At 71.5% G+C, this 15,623-nt stretch carries 16 protein-coding genes; 12 read left to right on the top strand and 4 right to left on the bottom strand.

Annotated elements, in window-relative coordinates:
- The first annotated feature begins 40 nt into the window (after positions 1–40).
- The 6 genes from ACOJV9_RS14965 to ACOJV9_RS14940 all read left to right on the top strand — a co-directional run bounded on the left by ACOJV9_RS14965 (position 41) and on the right by ACOJV9_RS14940 (position 8,298).
- On the top strand, positions 41–1,147 hold the full coding sequence (locus ACOJV9_RS14965) for a substrate-binding domain-containing protein (RefSeq protein ID WP_420186023.1): 1,107 nt from the start codon (positions 41–43) through the stop codon (positions 1,145–1,147).
- 109 nt (positions 1,148–1,256) lie between these two features.
- Positions 1,257–1,781 (top strand): gluconokinase, encoded by a 525-nt coding sequence (locus ACOJV9_RS14960; RefSeq protein ID WP_420186022.1) that lies wholly within the window; start codon positions 1,257–1,259, stop codon positions 1,779–1,781.
- Positions 1,782–1,838: 57 nt separating this feature from the next.
- The gene (locus ACOJV9_RS14955; RefSeq protein WP_420186021.1) at positions 1,839–3,296 is read left to right on the top strand and encodes an LCP family protein; all 1,458 of its coding nucleotides are present in this window, start codon (positions 1,839–1,841) and stop codon (positions 3,294–3,296) included.
- Between the two features lie 89 nt (positions 3,297–3,385).
- Positions 3,386–5,956 carry an ATP-dependent chaperone ClpB gene (gene clpB, locus ACOJV9_RS14950; protein ID WP_420186020.1) on the top strand — a complete coding sequence of 857 codons (2,571 nt, stop codon included), beginning with the start codon at positions 3,386–3,388 and terminating at the stop codon, positions 5,954–5,956.
- A 28-nt stretch (positions 5,957–5,984) separates the two neighbouring features.
- Positions 5,985–6,680 (top strand): LppX_LprAFG lipoprotein, encoded by a 696-nt coding sequence (locus tag ACOJV9_RS14945; RefSeq protein ID WP_420186019.1) that lies wholly within the window; start codon positions 5,985–5,987, stop codon positions 6,678–6,680.
- The gene (locus ACOJV9_RS14940; RefSeq protein ID WP_420186018.1) at positions 6,661–8,298 is read left to right on the top strand and encodes an MFS transporter; all 1,638 of its coding nucleotides are present in this window, start codon (positions 6,661–6,663) and stop codon (positions 8,296–8,298) included. Before ACOJV9_RS14945 ends, ACOJV9_RS14940 begins: the two co-directional genes overlap by 20 nt.
- 488 nt (positions 8,299–8,786) lie before the next feature.
- On the opposite strand, the gene ACOJV9_RS14935 is transcribed toward ACOJV9_RS14940, so the two are convergent.
- Positions 8,787–9,314 carry a superoxide dismutase family protein gene (locus ACOJV9_RS14935; RefSeq protein WP_420186017.1) on the bottom strand — a complete coding sequence of 176 codons (528 nt, stop codon included), beginning with the start codon at positions 9,312–9,314 and terminating at the stop codon, positions 8,787–8,789.
- Positions 9,315–9,459: 145 nt separating this feature from the next.
- On the opposite strand from ACOJV9_RS14935, the gene ACOJV9_RS14930 reads away from it, so the two are divergent.
- Together ACOJV9_RS14930 and ACOJV9_RS14925 are read left to right on the top strand one after the other, a co-directional pair.
- The gene (locus ACOJV9_RS14930) at positions 9,460–9,969 is read left to right on the top strand and encodes an RNA polymerase sigma factor (RefSeq protein WP_420186016.1); all 510 of its coding nucleotides are present in this window, start codon (positions 9,460–9,462) and stop codon (positions 9,967–9,969) included.
- Positions 9,966–10,610, top strand: coding sequence for a hypothetical protein (locus ACOJV9_RS14925; RefSeq protein ID WP_420186015.1), 645 nt, complete (start codon positions 9,966–9,968; stop codon positions 10,608–10,610). Before ACOJV9_RS14930 ends, ACOJV9_RS14925 begins: the two co-directional genes overlap by 4 nt.
- A 76-nt stretch (positions 10,611–10,686) precedes the next feature.
- Here ACOJV9_RS14925 and ACOJV9_RS14920 read toward each other — a convergent pair whose 3' ends face one another.
- Positions 10,687–11,544: an alpha/beta fold hydrolase gene (locus ACOJV9_RS14920; protein ID WP_420186014.1), complete on the bottom strand. Its 858-nt coding sequence runs from the start codon at positions 11,542–11,544 to the stop codon at positions 10,687–10,689.
- Positions 11,541–12,326: an exodeoxyribonuclease III gene (locus tag ACOJV9_RS14915; protein WP_420186013.1), complete on the bottom strand. Its 786-nt coding sequence runs from the start codon at positions 12,324–12,326 to the stop codon at positions 11,541–11,543. The genes ACOJV9_RS14920 and ACOJV9_RS14915 overlap by 4 nt, the downstream gene beginning before the upstream one ends.
- Positions 12,327–12,374: 48 nt before the next feature.
- Between ACOJV9_RS14915 and ACOJV9_RS14910 the strand changes: the two genes are divergently transcribed.
- Genes ACOJV9_RS14910 through ACOJV9_RS14895 form a run of 4 tightly spaced genes read left to right on the top strand, consistent with a single transcriptional unit; the run spans position 12,375 to position 14,940 of the window.
- Complete coding sequence (locus ACOJV9_RS14910; protein ID WP_420186012.1) at positions 12,375–13,145, top strand: SDR family NAD(P)-dependent oxidoreductase; 771 nt, start codon at positions 12,375–12,377, stop codon at positions 13,143–13,145.
- A 25-nt stretch (positions 13,146–13,170) separates the two neighbouring features.
- Positions 13,171–13,725, top strand: coding sequence for an orotate phosphoribosyltransferase (gene pyrE, locus ACOJV9_RS14905; RefSeq protein WP_420186011.1), 555 nt, complete (start codon positions 13,171–13,173; stop codon positions 13,723–13,725).
- A gap of 57 nt (positions 13,726–13,782) precedes the next feature.
- A complete protein-coding gene (locus tag ACOJV9_RS14900; protein ID WP_420186010.1) occupies positions 13,783–14,505 on the top strand; it encodes a LemA family protein in 723 nt (240 codons plus the stop codon).
- Between the two features lie 6 nt (positions 14,506–14,511).
- Entirely contained in the window at positions 14,512–14,940 is a 429-nt protein-coding gene (locus ACOJV9_RS14895; RefSeq protein WP_420186009.1) for an FHA domain-containing protein, read from the top strand.
- 4 nt (positions 14,941–14,944) lie between these two features.
- Here ACOJV9_RS14895 and ACOJV9_RS14890 read toward each other — a convergent pair.
- The coding region (locus ACOJV9_RS14890; protein ID WP_420186008.1) for an HNH endonuclease signature motif containing protein at positions 14,945–15,623 on the bottom strand (679 nt) is incomplete at its 5' end.

Below are 15,623 nucleotides of genomic sequence, written 5' to 3'. Positions count from 1 at the left end.
CGATCCGGGGAAGTCACGGCATACGAAAGAAAGAGATGACATGCGTTCCCTCACCAAGTTGATGGCGGCCTCCGCCGTCGCAGCCCTCGCGCTGACCGGCTGTGGCCGTGCGGACGAGGAGACCTCCACCGACACCGCGAGCGGTGGCGCCAGCGGCGCGGCCGAGGCCTTCCCCAAGGACGCACTCATCGGCGTCTCCCTGCCGCAGAAGACCTCCGAGAACTGGGTCCTCGCCGAGAACCTCTTCAAGGACGACCTCGCCAAGGCCGGCTTCAAGGCCGACGTGCAGTTCGCCAACGGTGGTGTCGGCGAGCAGCAGAACCAGATCCAGTCCATGGTCACCAAGGGCGCCAAGGTCATCGTCATCGGCGCCATCGACGGTGCCCAGCTCGGCACCCAGGTCAAGGCCGCCAAGGACGCGGGTGCGACCGTCATCGCCTACGACCGCCTCATCAAGAACACCGACGCCGTGGACTACTACGCCGCCTACGACAACTTCAAGGTCGGCGAGCTCCAGGGCAACGCGCTCCTCGAGGGCATGGCCGCCAAGAAGCCAGCCGGTCCCTACAACATCGAGCTGTTCGCCGGGTCCCCCGACGACGCCAACGCGCAGGTCTTCTTCGACGGCGCCATGAGCGTCCTCAAGCCGAAGATCGACGACGGCACCCTCAAGGTCGTCTCCAACCAGACGAACTTCAACCAGGCCGTCACCCAGGGCTGGAAGGCCGAGAACGCGCAGAAGCGCATGGACACGCTCCTCTCGGCGTCCTACGCCTCGGGCACCCTCGACGGCGTCCTCTCCCCGAACGACACCCTCGCCCGCGCGATCATCACGTCGGTGAAGGCCGCCGGCAAGCCGGTCCCGGTCGTCACTGGTCAGGACTCCGAGGTCGAGTCGGTCAAGTCGATCATGGCCGGTGAGCAGTACTCGACCATCAACAAGGACACCCGCAACCTCGTCAAGGCCACCCTCGAGATGGTGGCCGCCCTCCAGAAGGGCGAGAAGCCGACCGTGACGGACGAGAAGTCCTACAACAACGGCGTCAAGGTGGTCCCGGCGAACCTGCTCGAGCCGCTCATCGTCACCAAGGAGAACGCCAAGGAGGCGTACGCCAACGACCCGACGCTCTCCGCGGTCACCGGCTGACCCTGCCACCCGACAGGACCGGCATCTGCTCGGCCCCGTCACCCGTCCCGGGTGGCGGGGCCGAGCCGTGTGCGGGCGCTGGTGGGCCCGCGCCCGGTAGGTTGCCCAGATGGCCGACCACGCGGAGCGCACCCGACACGTCGTCGTCATGGGCGTCTCGGGCAGTGGCAAGACGACCATCGCCGAGGGCGTCGTCGCGCGCACCGGCATGACCTTCGCCGAGGCGGACGCCTTCCACCCTCGGGCCAACATCGAGAAGATGGAGTCCGGCGTCGCCCTCACCGACGAGGACCGGGGGCCGTGGCTGGAGGCGCTCAACGCGTGGATGCAGGAGCGCTCGGAGGCGGGGGACTCGACCGCCATCACCTGCTCGGCCCTTCGCCGGCGCTATCGCGACGTCCTGCGCACCGGGCTGCCCTCCCTGGACTTCGTGCACCTCGACGGACCCGCGGAGGTGATTCGCGAGCGCATCACGAGCCGCCGCGGTCATTTCATGCCGCCGCAGCTGCTGCAGTCGCAGTTCGACCTGCTCGAGCCGCTCGGCCCCGACGAGAGCGGCATCGTGCTCGATGTCCGTCGGCCGCCCGAGGAGATCATCACGGCGGCCGTGGCATGGCTGGGCGTACGGGGCTGACCGGCGAGTCCCGCGCTTTCTCACGGAGCACATAGGCGTGAGCGGCATGATGTCCGCGTGCCCACCACCCCGCGCCGACAGGACAGTCGCCACCCGGACGACGGCTCCGGCCGGTTCTTCGGCCTGACGGCGCTGAGCACCCTCCTGCCGGGCGCCGGCCTCATCCCGACCCGGCGCCGGCCGCAGGGGCTGGCCCTGCTGCTGGGAACGCTGCTGCTCACCTCGCTCGTGCTGTTCTACGCGTGGCGCAAGGGCTTCGTGCTCGCCGCGCTCGACCTCGCCGTCCGTCCACGGATGCTCGTGACCCTGCTCGTGCTCATCGTCGTGGGCACGCTGCTCTGGTGCCTCGGCATCCTCTTCACGGCACGTGAGACCTCCCCGGGTGGGTCGGGGCGGGTCTGGCGGGCCGCCTTCGCCGCGCTCTGCTGCCTCGTCGTCGTCGCACCGGCGGCCACGGCCGTCCGCTACCTCACCATCCAGCACGACGTCATCAGCGTCATCTCCGGTGGGGTCGACGAGGAGGACGCCAACGCGTGGGCCGGCAACCCGCGCGTCAACATCCTCCTGCTGGGCTCCGACGCCAGCGACACCCGGGTCGGTGTGCGCACCGACTCGATGATGGTCGCGAGCATCGACACCGAGACCGGGAACACGGTGCTGTTCGGGTTGCCGCGCAACCTCGAGCGCGTCCCGATCCCCAACTCCAATCCCCTTTCGGCGAAGTGGCCGAACGGCTACGACTGCGGGGACGAGTGCCTCCTCAACGGCGTCTGGACCTTGGCGAGCGATGCGGCCGCAGCGGACCCCACGCTCTTTGCGGGGGACCCCAACCCCGGGCTCACGACCACCCGCGACGTCATCGGAGCGACCCTCGGCCTCGACATCGACCGCTCGATGGTCGTGAACCTCGCCGGCTTCCGTGCGCTCGTCGACGCCATGGGGGGCGTCGAGATCAACGTCAAGGAACGGGTGTGCGTCGACTGTCAGCTGCGCAACGGACGCATCGTCTTCGCCGGGGACCGTGAGCGCTGGATCGAGCCCGGCCTGCAGCGGCTCGACGGCTACAACGCCCTCTGGTACGCCCGCTCCCGTGCCGGCAGCGACGACTTCAGCCGCATGCGGCGCCAGCGGTGCGTCACGGCGGCGATCCTCGACCAGGCGAACCCGACCGAGCTGCTCCGCAACTACCCCTCGCTGGCCCGGGTGGTCAAGGACAACGTCAGCGTCGACATCCCCCAGTCCGAGCTGCCCGCATGGGCCGAGCTCGTCGGGACCGTGCAGGAGAGCGGCTCCATCCGCAGCCTGCCGATCACCAACAAGGTGGTCGACGTCGGCCGGCCGGACTTCGCCAAGATCCGCGCCCTCGTGCAGTCGGCCATCGAGCCCGCTCCCGTCTCGACGACGGCCACCCCTGCCCCGTCGACGACCACCCCGAAGCCGTCGACGGCGCCGTCGCCAAGCACCTCACCCAGCGAGCCCACCGACCAGGTCGAGGACATCGCGGCGACCTGCTGAGGCAGATGTCAGAGTTGAGCGGAATCAACTCAACTTCGCGCGCGTTGGACCCGGCGAGACCCCTGTCCTGAGCTCGTGAGGAGACGCCCATGGAACTGACGCCGACGACCAAGGTCGCCGAAGCCCTCGCCCTCGCCCAGCGCGCCGCCCAGGCCGCCGGCCACCCCGAGGTCACCCCCGACCACCTCGCGCTGGCTCTCGCCGAGCAGTCCGAGACCTCGACGCCGGCGCTGCTCGAGGCGGTCGGCACCACGGCCGCTGCCGTCACCGCAGCCGCGCGCTCCGCGCTCTCCCGTATGCCGGTCAGCTCCGGTCCCAGCGCCGCCACGCCGACGCTGGGCCAGGCCGCCCTCGCTGTGCTCCAGCACGCGACGACGCTGATGTCGGCCAAGGGCGACACCCACCTGGCCACCGACGTCCTCGTCCTCGCCCTCGTCGAGAAGGGCGCCCTCCCCGGCGTCGAGCGCAGCGCAGCCGCAGCCGTCGAGGCACGCATCGACGAGCTGCGGGCAGGCCGCACCGTGACGTCCGAGGCGCAGGAGAGCGGCAGCGAGTCGCTCGAGAAGTACGGCACCGACCTCACCGCGGCGGCGCGCGACGGCAAGCTCGACCCCGTCATCGGCCGCGACGCCGAGATCCGCCGGGTGGTCCAGGTCCTCTCCCGCCGCACCAAGAACAACCCGGTCCTCATCGGCGACCCGGGAGTCGGCAAGACCGCGGTCGTCGAGGGTCTCGCCCAGCGCATCGTCGACGGCGACGTCCCCGAGTCGCTGAGGGACAAGCGGCTCATCAGCCTCGACCTCGGGGCGATGGTCGCCGGCGCCAAGTACCGCGGTGAGTTCGAGGAGCGGCTCAAGGCCGTGCTCGCGGAGATCAAGGCGAGCAACGGGCAGATCGTCACCTTTCTCGACGAGCTGCACACCGTCGTGGGCGCCGGCGCCACCGGCGACGGCTCCATGGACGCCGGCAACATGCTCAAGCCGATGCTCGCCCGTGGCGAGCTCCGTCTCGTCGGTGCCACGACCCTCGACGAGTTCCGCGAGCACGTCGAGAAGGACCCTGCGCTGGAGCGACGCTTCCAGCAGGTCTTCGTCGGCGAGCCCTCGGTCGAGGACACCGTCGCCATCCTGCGCGGGCTCAAGGAACGCTACGAGGCCCACCACAAGGTCGAGATCGAGGACACCGCCCTGGTCGCCGCGGCCAGCCTCTCCGACCGCTACATCACCGGACGCCAGCTCCCCGACAAGGCCATCGACCTCGTCGACGAGGCGGCCTCGCGGCTGCGCATGGAGATCGACTCCAGTCCCGTCGAGATCGACGAGCTCCGCCGGGCCGTCGACCGGCTCAAGATGGAGGAGCTGCACCTCGAGCGCGAGACCGACGAGGCAAGCAGGGCCCGCCTGCAGCTACTTCAGGAAGACCTCGCCGACAAGTCCGAGCAGCTCTCGGCCCTCAACGCCCGTTGGGATGCCGAGAAGTCCGGCCTCAACCGGGTCGGGAACCTCAAGGCCGAGGTCGACGAGGCGCGCACCCGCGCCGACCGGCTCCAGCGCGAGGGTGACTACGAAGGTGCCTCCCGGCTTCTCTACGGCGAGATCCCCGAGCTCGAGAAGCAGCTCGCGGCGGCCAACGAGGAGGCGGCGGCGGCCGGAGCCGGCTCGTCCGACCTCATGGTCAAGGAGCGCGTGGGCGCCGACGACATCGCCGAGGTCATCTCGGCGTGGACCGGCATCCCGGCCGGCCGCCTCCTGCAGGGCGAGACCGAGAAGCTCCTCTCCATGGAGTCCATCATCGGCTCGCGCCTCATCGGCCAGTCCACCGCGGTCCAGGCCGTCTCCGACGCCGTGCGCCGCAGCCGGGCCGGCATCGCCGACCCCGACCGGCCGACGGGGAGCTTCCTCTTCCTCGGACCGACCGGTGTGGGCAAGACCGAGCTCGCCAAGTCGCTCGCCGACTTCCTCTTCGACGACGAGCGGGCGATGGTCCGGATCGACATGTCCGAGTACTCCGAACGGCACGCCGTCGCGCGGCTCATCGGCGCGCCCCCCGGCTATGTCGGTCACGAGGAGGGCGGCCAGCTCACCGAGGCCGTCCGGCGCCGGCCGTACTCCGTCGTGCTGCTCGACGAGGTCGAGAAGGCCCACCCCGAGACGTTCGACATCCTTCTCCAGGTCCTCGACGACGGCCGCCTCACCGACGGGCAGGGCCGCACCGTCGACTTCCGCAACGTCATCCTCGTCATGACGAGCAACCTCGGCAGCCAGTTCCTCATCGACCCGCTGATGGAGCCGGAGGCCAAGCGCAACGCCGTGATGGCGGCGGTGCGGACGTCGTTCAAACCGGAGTTCCTCAACCGCCTCGACGAGGTCGTCATCTTCGACCCGCTGTCGCGCGAGGAGCTGAGCCACATCGTCGAGCTCCAGGTCCGTGCTCTCGCGGCACGGCTCAGCGACCGCCGGATCACCCTCGAGGTGACGGACACGGCACGGGAGTGGCTCGCGGAGACCGGCTACGACCCGGCATACGGTGCTCGTCCGCTCCGCCGGCTCGTCCAGAAGGAGATCGGCGACCGCCTGGCCCGCGCCCTCCTCGCGGGCGAGGTCCGCGACGGCCAGACCGTCACCGTGGACCGCAAGGACGACGGGCTCGTCCTCGGCTGAGCCTCGGCCGGCACGTAGGGTGAGCCCCATGCGACGACGCGCCCTGCTGGGCACCTCCCTCACCGTGGCCGTCGTCCTGCTGACCGGCTGCTCCGGGGGAGGTGCGGCCGAGGCCGAGGTCGACCCGACGGCGGACCTCGCCGCAGCGAAGAAGACCTTCGACGAGGCGAAGTTCGTGGGGCTCACCCTGTCGAGCAAGAACGTCCCGAAGACCGAGAACGGCGTCACCGGCGCCATCGGCACCGGCGAGATCAGCGCCACCGAGCCCAAGTTCAAGGGCACGGTCACCGCCACCATCAAGGGCGTCACCGGTTCGGCCGACGTGGTGACGATCGGCGACCAGGCCTACATGAAGTTCTTCACCCCGGGCTACAACCCGACCGACCTCGCGGACCTCGGCGCCCCGAACCCGTCGAACTTCTTCGACCCCGCCTCCGGCATCTCCGCGCTGCTCGTCGACACCGGCAGCCCGGTGGCGGGGGAGAAGGTCCGCGATGGCGCGGCGGTCCTCCAGCAGTACAGCGGAACCCTGCCCGGCGCCCGGATCAAGGAGCTGCTCAACCTCGGTGACGGGACGAGCACCTTCACGGCGACCTACGGCATCGCCGAGGGCGACACGCTCCAGCTCGTCGACCTGACCGGCCCGTTCTTCGCCGGCACGACCTCCACCTTCACCCTGCGCCTCAAGAACTACGGGACGCCGGTTGAGATCACCCGCCCCTAGGGCGCTGCTCGCGACGGCGTCCGTCGCGGTGGCGCTCGCGGCCGCCGACACCTATGTCGTCGTGCTCGCGCTCACCGACATGATGGCCGGCGTCGGTCTCGGCATCGACAACCTCCAGCGCGCGACCCCGATCATCTCCGGGTTCCTGCTCGGCTACATCGCCGTCCTCCCGCTCATCGGCCGCCTCGCCGACCTCACCGAGCGCCAGCGGGTGCTCCTCGCCTGTCTCGCGATCTTCGTCGTCGGCTCGGCGGTCACCGCGCTCGCGGTCGAGCTGCCGGTCCTCGTCGCCGGTCGCGTCATCCAAGGCGTCGGTGGCGGCGGCCTCGTCCCGGCCACCCTCGCCATCGTCGCCCAGCTCTGGGACCGTGAGCGTCGGGGCACCCCGCTGGGTGTCGTCGGAGCGGTGCAGGAGCTCGGTTCGGTGCTGGGACCGGTGCTCGGCGCGGCCGTGCTCGCGGTCGCCGACGGGCGGGCGATCTTCTGGCTCAACGCCGTCCTCGGTGTCCTGCTCGCCGCCGCCGTGGTCGCCGTCGGCGGCGGTATGCCGTCCCGTCCCCGGGCGCTGCCCGTCGTCGTCTCGCTCGTGGCCGCACTCGTGGGGTGGCTGGCGCTGGCGGCTCCCGAGGCCCTCGCGACGGACCTGACGCTCGGTGTGCCGTTCGTGCCCTTCGGTGGGTCGAGCTCGCGTGTTCTCACGCCGATCGGTGTGTTCGCGCTGCTGCTGGTCGCGCTCGCCGTCGTCCTGTGGGTGCACGGGTCCTGGGCTGTCCTGCGCCGCGCCGACCTGCTCGGAGCGCTGCTCCTCGGTGGGGCCCTCGGCTGCGTCGTACTGACCTTCGCCGCCTCCGACCCGGAGAAGGAGGTGGTCGGCCCACTCGGGTTCGCCCTGCTCCCGGTGGCGGCGGTCCTCGCCGTCCTCTACCTGGCGCACCACCGCCGGGCGAGGCACCCGCTCGTCCCGCGCGGAGTGGTCGTCGGCCGGACCCGGTGGTCGCTGCTCGTCAGCCTCTGCGTCGGGGTCGCCCTCGTCGCCGTCATCGTCGACGTGCCGCTGCTCGCCCGCCTCGTGCACACCGAGAGCGAGACGGTGGCCGCCTTCGTCCTCGTCCGCTTCCTCGTGGCCGTCCCCGTGGGGGCGCTGGTCGGAGGCTGGTCGCTGCGTCGACTGGGGGACGGCCTCGTCAGCGGGGTGGGCCTCGCGCTCACGGCCGTCGGGCTGCTGGTCATGTCGACCTGGGGCCGCGGGTCGCTCGCGGAGTGGTCCTCGACGGTCGTCCTCGCGGCGGTCGGGCTCGGGATCGGTCTGGCCCTGGCGCCGGTCAACAACGCCGCCCTCGCCGACTCACCCGAGGACGCCCACGGCACGGCGAGCGCGCTCGTGGTCGTCGCCCGGATGATCGGCATGGTCGTGGGGCTGGCGCTACTGACGGCGATCGGGCTCAACCAGTACTACGCCGCCGTCGCCGCCCTGCCCGACCAGACCGACAGCCAGGCCCTGCTCGATGCGGCGGTCGTGCAGGTCGAGTACGTCTTCCGCGGGGCGGCCGTCGCCGCCGCGGTCGGCGCCCTGGCCTCGCTCGCGCTCGGCCTCGAGGGACGCCACCGCACCGCGTGACCGCTTCGGCGTCCAGCCCGTCAGGGCCGTCCGGGCACCGGCGGCCACCGCGGCGCACACGACGAACATGACCACGAAGCCGGCAAGGGTGCGGGTGGTGAACGGCTCGTCCGAGGACCCCACGAGGGTGGGCATGAAGCCCAGGAACCCGAGCAGGAGCACGACGCCGGACATCCGCACCCAGCGGTTGCGCGACCCGACGAGGGCCATGCCCACGATGGGCGGGACCATGAGCGCGCCCGGCCCGAAGCCGATCAGCGCGGCCGGCAGGGCGAGCAGCTTCCACCACCGCGACCGCTGCCTCAGCTTGACGTCGTGGGCGGCGGCGAACGAGAGGCCCGCGACGGCGAACACGCCGACGATGAAGGCCGTGCCTGTCCAGCTGAACTGCGGGTCCTCGGTGAGCAGCGCCATGAAGCCTCGGGCCACGGCACCGGTCACCACGCCGAGCGCGAGGCCGGCACCGAGGTGGCGCAGGAGGGCGGCCATCACCAGGCGACCGTGAGGCAGGCGAGCCGCGCGCCGGCAGTACCGGTTTGGGGGTTCGTCGGGAGGGCGTGGATGACGACCGAGCGGTTCTCCGGCTTCGGCACGAACGGGACGCTCGCCGTGCCGGTCCCGGCGCCGTCCTCGACGGCGAAGTCCAGCCAGACCTCGGTGCGGTCGCTGACGCCGGGGAGAGGCGCCTGGCCGTGCGTGTGGGCGTTGTAGTGCGGGCCGGCCGCGGGTCCGTCGCCGGCAATGCACGGTCCGTCGTGCAGGTGCGCACCATAGGTGTTGCCCTCCGCAGCCGGGCCGATGCCCTTGACGGTGAGGACGACGTGACTGCCGGCCGCCGACTCGACCATCTGGACGCGGGCACTGGCCCCGTCGAACGGACCGGAGGCCGCCGGGGCCAAGTCGCTGAGGGCGCCCGAGGTGCGGAGGAATGGCCCAAGTGCCAGCGCCGGGGTGGCCGTCAGGAGGACGATGGCGGTGGCGCCGGCAGCAGTTCGCAGTGGTGAGGAGGTGAGCATCGGGGTGACCTTTCTTCGTCGTCGACCGGGTGCCGACATCGATGCAGACGCGCTTCCGGGGCTGCTGGGTGACACCGGAACCTCACAGAAAAATGTCGGTCCGGCAGGTCACCCGGACACCGTTGCTCGCGCGTCTGTCAGGGCGATGGAGTCCGTCGCCGACGTCGGGCCCGGCCTCGACATCGTCGGGCTCTTCGCCGCGGAAGCGGCCTCGCTGACCCGCCTCGCCCGGTTCTACCTCGACGACCGCACCGCCGCCGAGGACCTCGTCCAGGAGGCATTCATCCGACTCTCACGCTCGGCCGGCAGGATCCGCCACGGTGGCAACCCGGCGGCATACCTCCGCTCGATCGTCATCAACCTCGCCCGGGACCACAACCGTCGTGGCCTGGTCTCCCTGCGGCACCGCCCGCCCGCGCATCCGGATGCGCCGTCCGCCGAGGAGGACGCGACGACTCGGGCGGAGCGCCAGCAGGTCATCGACGCCCTCCGCTCGCTCCCGCGCCGACAACGGGACTGCGTGACGCTGCGCTACTACCTGGACCTGTCGATCCCCGACATCGCCGAGACCCTGGGCCTGACGAACAACACCGTCAAGACCCACCTGCAGCGCGGGCTCGCCAGCCTCGCCACCACCCTGGAGGGCACCCGATGAGCAACCTCGAGGACCGTCTCAGCCGTGCCCTGTCCGACTACCCCATGGAGCCCTCGCCCGACCTGTTCGAGCGGGTCGTGGAGAGCATCGAGGCCGACCGGGTCCGTCGGCGTTCGGTGCTCACCTGGTCCCTCGTCGGACTGCTCGTCCTCATGCTGGTCGTCACGGCCGTCCTCACCCTCACCCCCCGCGCAGAGAACGGAGCCCTCGCCATGCCCTGGTGGGTCCTCGAAGTCGCCACGAACCTCGTCCTCGGTGCCATCGCCCTCTGGCTCGGTCCGTTCATCAAGAGGTTCGGGCGGGCCTATGCCGCAGACGTCTTCCACGACAACCCGCTCACCGGCAAGAGCTACATCGTCCTCACGGACATCGTCTACTACCTCATCTTCAGCGCCTACATCCTCTTCACGGTCAGGGTCGCGCCATCCGACGGCTGGTCAAGCATCAAGCCGATCGAGGACGTCACCGCGGGCCAGGTCACCTTCGAGCTCATGCGGATCGGCGGCATCCTGCTCATCATCGGCGTCCTGCACGGGCTCAATATCGTCCTCATGCCCGTCCTCGGCCGGTTGTTCTCGCTCAACCGCAGGCTCCCGGACCCGGCCATCGCAGGCCGCCGACGGAACGACTACCCGGAGTGATACGGCAGGTTCCGCGTGGCAGACGACCACGCCGTGTCGTGTGTCGGGACACCGGTGCGCCCGCTGAGGCGCCTTGTCAGCGGCGGTCGATCATCTCGATGAGGGCGTCCGCGACGACGTCGGTGGCCTCGTACGTGAGCATGTGCCCCTTGCCGGGCAGCACGGTGAGGCGCGAGCCGGGTATGCCGGCGTGCAGGGCCCGCGACCACCTCGCCGGGGTGATCCGGTCCCGGCTGCCCACGAGCACCTGGGAGGGGGCGAGGGCGACGCTCTCGAGCGACTCCACCTCGTCGTGGGCGCTGATCGACGCGAAGTAGCGGCCGGTGGTCGCGATCGGCGTCCGGCCGATCTGGCGCGCGGTCGCCTTCACCGCCGCCGGGTCGGGGTTCTCGCCGAAGGCGTGCCGGCGGTGGACCGCCGCGGGCAGGAGGCCTCGGGGTGCCAGGAGCGGCACGCGCGCGGCGAGGCCCATCGCGGCGGCCTCCCCTCGGATGGCCCTGCGGTCCTCGACCGAGGCCGTCGTCGACACGAGAACGGTCCCGCGCACCCGGTCCGCGAACGCGGAACGGTGCCGGCCGGCATACGCCAGGACGGTCATGCCGCCCATGGAGTGACCGCCGAGGACGAGCGGCCCGGCCGGTGCGGTGGCCGCGATGACGGTCGCGAGGTCGTCGGCGAGCGCACGGATCGAGTGCGACCGCACCCGGCCCCAGCCGGAGCCCCCGTGGCCGCGCTGGTCGTAGGTGACGATGCGGACGTCCCTGTGCGACTGCACCTCCCGCACGACCGGCTCCCAGCTCTCGCGGGTGAGCGTCCACCCGTGCGCCAGGACGACGGTCGGGGTGTCGGCGTCCGGCGTCGACGCGGGTGCGAACTCGGTGGCCGCGAGGAGGGCCCCACCCTCGGCAGGGATCTTCAGGGTGCGCTGGCTCACGCGTCGGCCACCTCGATGACGACCGGGGCGTGGTCGCTCGCGCCCTTGCCCTTGCGCTCCTCGCGGTCGATCGCGGCGCCGCGGACGCGCTCGGCGAGGGCCTGCGAGGCGAGGATGAAGTCGATCCGCATGCCGCGGCGCTTCTGGAAGGCGAGCCTCTGGTAGTCCCAGTAGGTGAAGGTCCCGGGCTCGGTGTGGGGGCGGACGACGTCGACGACGCCGGCGTCGAGGACGGCCTGGAAGGCGGCGCGCTCGGGCGGGCTGACGTGGCTCTTGTCGAGGTAGTACTCCATCGACCAGACGTCCTCGTCCTGCGGCGCGATGTTCCAGTCGCCCATGAGCGCGAACGGCGCACCCTCGGCGGCCCAGGCGGCCGTCTGGACGCGCAGCTGCTCCAGCCAGGCGAGCTTGTAGTGCATGTGCGGGTCGGAGATGTGCCGACCGTTGGGGACGTAGAGGGACCAGAGGCGGATGCCGGCACACGTGGCGCCGATGGCGCGGGCCTCCTCGGCGGCCGGCTCGCCCCAGTGCGGCATGTCAGGGAAGCCCCGGCTCACGTCCTCGATCCCGACCCGGGAGGCGATGGCCACGCCGTTCCACTGGCTCAGCCCGTGGTGGGCGACCTCGTAGCCGAGGGCCTCGAAGCGGTCGAACGGGAACTGGTCCTCGCGGGACTTGGTCTCCTGGATCGCAAGGACGTCGACCTCGGACCGCTGGAGCCAGGCCTCGACCCGGTCGATGCGTGAACGGATGGAGTTGACGTTCCAGGTGGCGATGCGCACCTCTACACCCTACCCGTGGGTAGCCAGCAGGCTGCCTAGAGTCGAGGCATGAGCACAGCACTCGTGACCGGCGCCACCGCCGGCATCGGCCGGGAGTTCGCCCTCCAGCTCGCCGCGCGCGGTGACGACCTCGTCCTCGTCGCGCGCGACGTCGCCCGGATGGAGGCGCTCGCGGACGAGCTGCGCTCGGCCCACGGCGTCGACGTGGAGGTGCTCCCCGCCGACCTCTCCGATCGCGAGCTGACCGCTCGGGTGGCGGCCCGGCTCGCGTCGGTGGAGCAGCCGGTCGACGTGCTCGTCAACAACGCGGGTTACTCGCTCAAGAAGCGGTTTCTCGACAACGACGTCGCCGACGAGGAGGCGGTCTTCGACGTGCTGGCCCGGGCCGTGCTCGTGCTGTCCCACGCGGCCGGCAACGCCATGCGCGCCCGGGGTCGCGGGGCGATCGTCAACGTGTCGTCGGTGGCGTCCTTCCTCGCGTCCGGTCCCTACAGCGCGGAGAAGGCCTTCGTCACCGTGTTCACCGAGGGGCTGTCGGCCGAGCTCCGGGGAACGGGTGTGACCGCGACGGCACTGTGCCCGGGCTTCACCCACACGGAGTTCCACCAGCGAGCCGACGTCGACATGAGCCGGCTGCCGGAGCTCGTCTGGTTGGACGCCCCGCGGCTGGTGCGCGACGCCCTTGCCGACGTCGACCGGGGCAAGGTCGTCTCCGTCCCCGGCCGTCGTTACAAGGTCGCGGTGGCGGCACTGCGGCTCCTCCCGCGCCCGCTGGTGCGGGTCCAGTCCCGCGGCGTCCACCGCCCGTCCGCCGACTGACCGGCGGCTCGGTAGCCTCGGGCGCATGACCGACACCGCTGCGGACCGCGCCCGACTGCTCGAGCTCATCAGGGACCGGGCCATCGTCCACGGCCGGGTCACCCTGTCGTCCGGCAAGGAGGCCGACTACTACGTCGACCTGCGCCGCATCACCCTCGACGGCGAGGCGAGCCCGCTCGTCGGCCGGGTCATGCGCGAGATGGTGGCCGACCTGGACTTCGACGCGGTCGGTGGCCTGACCTTGGGCGCCGACCCGGTCGCCACCTCGATGCTCCACGCGGCAGCGGCGGCGGGCGAGCGGCTCGACGCCTTCGTCGTGCGCAAGGCGGGCAAGGCGCACGGCCTCCAGCAGCGCATCGAGGGTCCGTCGATCGAGGGCAGGCGCGTGCTCATCGTCGAGGACACCTCGACCACGGGCGCCTCCCCGCTCGACGCCGCCAGGGCGGCACAGGAGGCGGGAGCCACCGTCGTCGGTGTCGCGACCATCGCGGACCGCGCCACGGGGGCCGCGCAGGTGTTCGCCGACGCCGGTCTGGAGTACCGCCACGCGTACGGCCTGGCCGACCTCGGCCTCGCCTGAACCGGCCCTGCCAGGCCCTAGGATCGCGAGCGAGACGCCACCAACAGGGGAGTTCCCATGATCACCGCCATCGTCATCGCCGTCGTCGTGCTGCTGCTCGTCGGCGTGGTCGTCGCGATGTACAACGGCCTCATCAAGCTGCGCAACCTCGTGCAGGAGGCCTGGCGGCAGATCGACGTCGAGCTCACCCGGCGCCACGACCTCATCGGCAACCTCGTCGAGACGGTCAAGGGGTATGCCGCCCACGAGCGCGGCACCCTCGAGGACGTCATGAGGGCCCGCAGTGCGGCGATGCAGCCGAACCAGTCGCCCGCGCAGCAGGCCGACAGCGAGAACATCCTCAGCCAGTCGCTCGGGCGCCTGCTCGCCGTGGCCGAGGCCTACCCGGACCTCAAGGCCAACCAGAACTTCCTTGCGCTCCAGCAGGAGCTGACCTCCACCGAGGACCGCATCGCGTCGGCCCGCCGCTACTACAACGCCACCGTGCGCGACCTCAACACCAAGGTCGAGACGGTGCCGACGAACATCGTCGCCAACCTCTTCGGCATCCGCCAGGCGGAGTACTTCGAGGCCGTCGGCGAGCAGCGAGAGGCGCCCCGGGTCGACTTCGGGCAGCGGGATGCGACCATCCCGCCGCCGAGCGGCTACTCCGGCGCCCAGCCGCCGCACACCCCGCAGGCACCCCCGGGGACACCGTCCCCGGCCCAGACGCCGGCGGCGCCCGTCGAGCACACGCAGCCGATCGACCCGACCGACGTGCCTCCGGCGCCCCGGGCCTGAGCCCGCATGCCCGTCCTCCCCGGCAGCCGCTTCGCCGCAGCCGCCCCCTGGGTGGCCGAGGTCTGGGTCGACCCCCAGTGGTACGAGTGCCAGAGCAGCCCCGACCGGCTGCCCGACCCGGGCCCGCCGACGGTCGTCAGCCTCCGCGGCAGCCAGATCCTCATCGGGCGGCACAGCGCCACGTCGTCGGTCGCCCCCCACATCGACTGCGAGGGTGACGCGGGCGTCAGCCGACGTCATGCCCAGCTCACGCGACACGGCGCCGGGTGGGTGCTCGAGGACCTGGGCTCGGCCAACGGCACCTACGTCAGTGCCGCTGTCGGTGACATCCCCGACGACCCGATCGAGGTGGGCCTCCCCGTCCGCTCGGGCAACGTGCTCTACCTCGGGTCGTGGACCCGGATCGTGCTGCGCCAAGAGGCGCTCGCCGGGTGAGGCCTCACGCCGCCCAGTAGGCGTCGTCGTCGGGCCACCAGTCCGCCAGTGAGGGCGGCGGTTCGCCGTCGTGGTGGATGTCGTCGTCGGGTAAGGGTGGTGTCCATCCGTGGCCGAGGACCGGTGGGGCGGTCGCGTCGTGCGTTCGTCCGGTCGGTGTCGTGAGGCGTGTGCCGTGTGCTCCGGTGCCGTCCAGTCCGGTCGACTCGACGCGGACGTGCCAGCCGTCGAGCTCCTTGACGAGGTTGTGCCGCTGGCACAGGCGGGTGCCGTTCACCGCGTCGGTGGCGCCGCCGTCGGTGGTCCGGTGCGCGTGGTCCGACTCGACGCCCGGGGCGTCGCAGAACGGGATGCGGCAGGTGGGGTCGCGCAGCTCGAGGAACCGGCGTAGCCCGCCGTGGAAGCGCCGGCGCCGGGAGTCGAGCGCGACGAGGTCGCGACCGGTCGGGTCGGTGCACAGCCGCCGCAGCCACACGAACCCAGCCTTCTCAGCGGCACCCTCCGCGTTCCCATCGACGTCATGCGCGTCACCGCCGAAGGCGAGGAGCGCCGCGATGTGGGCTCGGGCCTCGGTCCCGGGGACGGGTCCCCACCCGGGGATGGTGGCGCAGTCGTCGGCCGGTGCGGTCCCGCCGAAGGCGGCGGGCAGCAGGGTCCGGTCGGTCATCACCAGTGACACCTCG

This window comes from Knoellia terrae (assembly GCF_048606435.1).
GTDB lineage: Bacteria > Actinomycetota > Actinomycetes > Actinomycetales > Dermatophilaceae > Knoellia > Knoellia terrae.
This window is presented reverse-complemented; position numbering and strand designations above follow the sequence as displayed.

Coding starts and splice junctions, on each gene's coding strand:
- ACOJV9_RS14965 (WP_420186023.1), top strand. CDS start 41: ATGCGTTCCCTCACCAAGTTGATGGCGGCCTCCGCCGTCGCAGCCCTC.
- ACOJV9_RS14960 (WP_420186022.1), top strand. CDS start 1,257: ATGGCCGACCACGCGGAGCGCACCCGACACGTCGTCGTCATGGGCGTC.
- clpB (WP_420186020.1), top strand. CDS start 3,386: ATGGAACTGACGCCGACGACCAAGGTCGCCGAAGCCCTCGCCCTCGCC.
- ACOJV9_RS14945 (WP_420186019.1), top strand. CDS start 5,985: ATGCGACGACGCGCCCTGCTGGGCACCTCCCTCACCGTGGCCGTCGTC.
- ACOJV9_RS14935 (WP_420186017.1), bottom strand. CDS start 9,314: ATGCTCACCTCCTCACCACTGCGAACTGCTGCCGGCGCCACCGCCATC.
- ACOJV9_RS14930 (WP_420186016.1), top strand. CDS start 9,460: ATGGAGTCCGTCGCCGACGTCGGGCCCGGCCTCGACATCGTCGGGCTC.
- ACOJV9_RS14925 (WP_420186015.1), top strand. CDS start 9,966: ATGAGCAACCTCGAGGACCGTCTCAGCCGTGCCCTGTCCGACTACCCC.
- ACOJV9_RS14910 (WP_420186012.1), top strand. CDS start 12,375: ATGAGCACAGCACTCGTGACCGGCGCCACCGCCGGCATCGGCCGGGAG.
- pyrE (WP_420186011.1), top strand. CDS start 13,171: ATGACCGACACCGCTGCGGACCGCGCCCGACTGCTCGAGCTCATCAGG.
- ACOJV9_RS14900 (WP_420186010.1), top strand. CDS start 13,783: ATGATCACCGCCATCGTCATCGCCGTCGTCGTGCTGCTGCTCGTCGGC.
- ACOJV9_RS14895 (WP_420186009.1), top strand. CDS start 14,512: ATGCCCGTCCTCCCCGGCAGCCGCTTCGCCGCAGCCGCCCCCTGGGTG.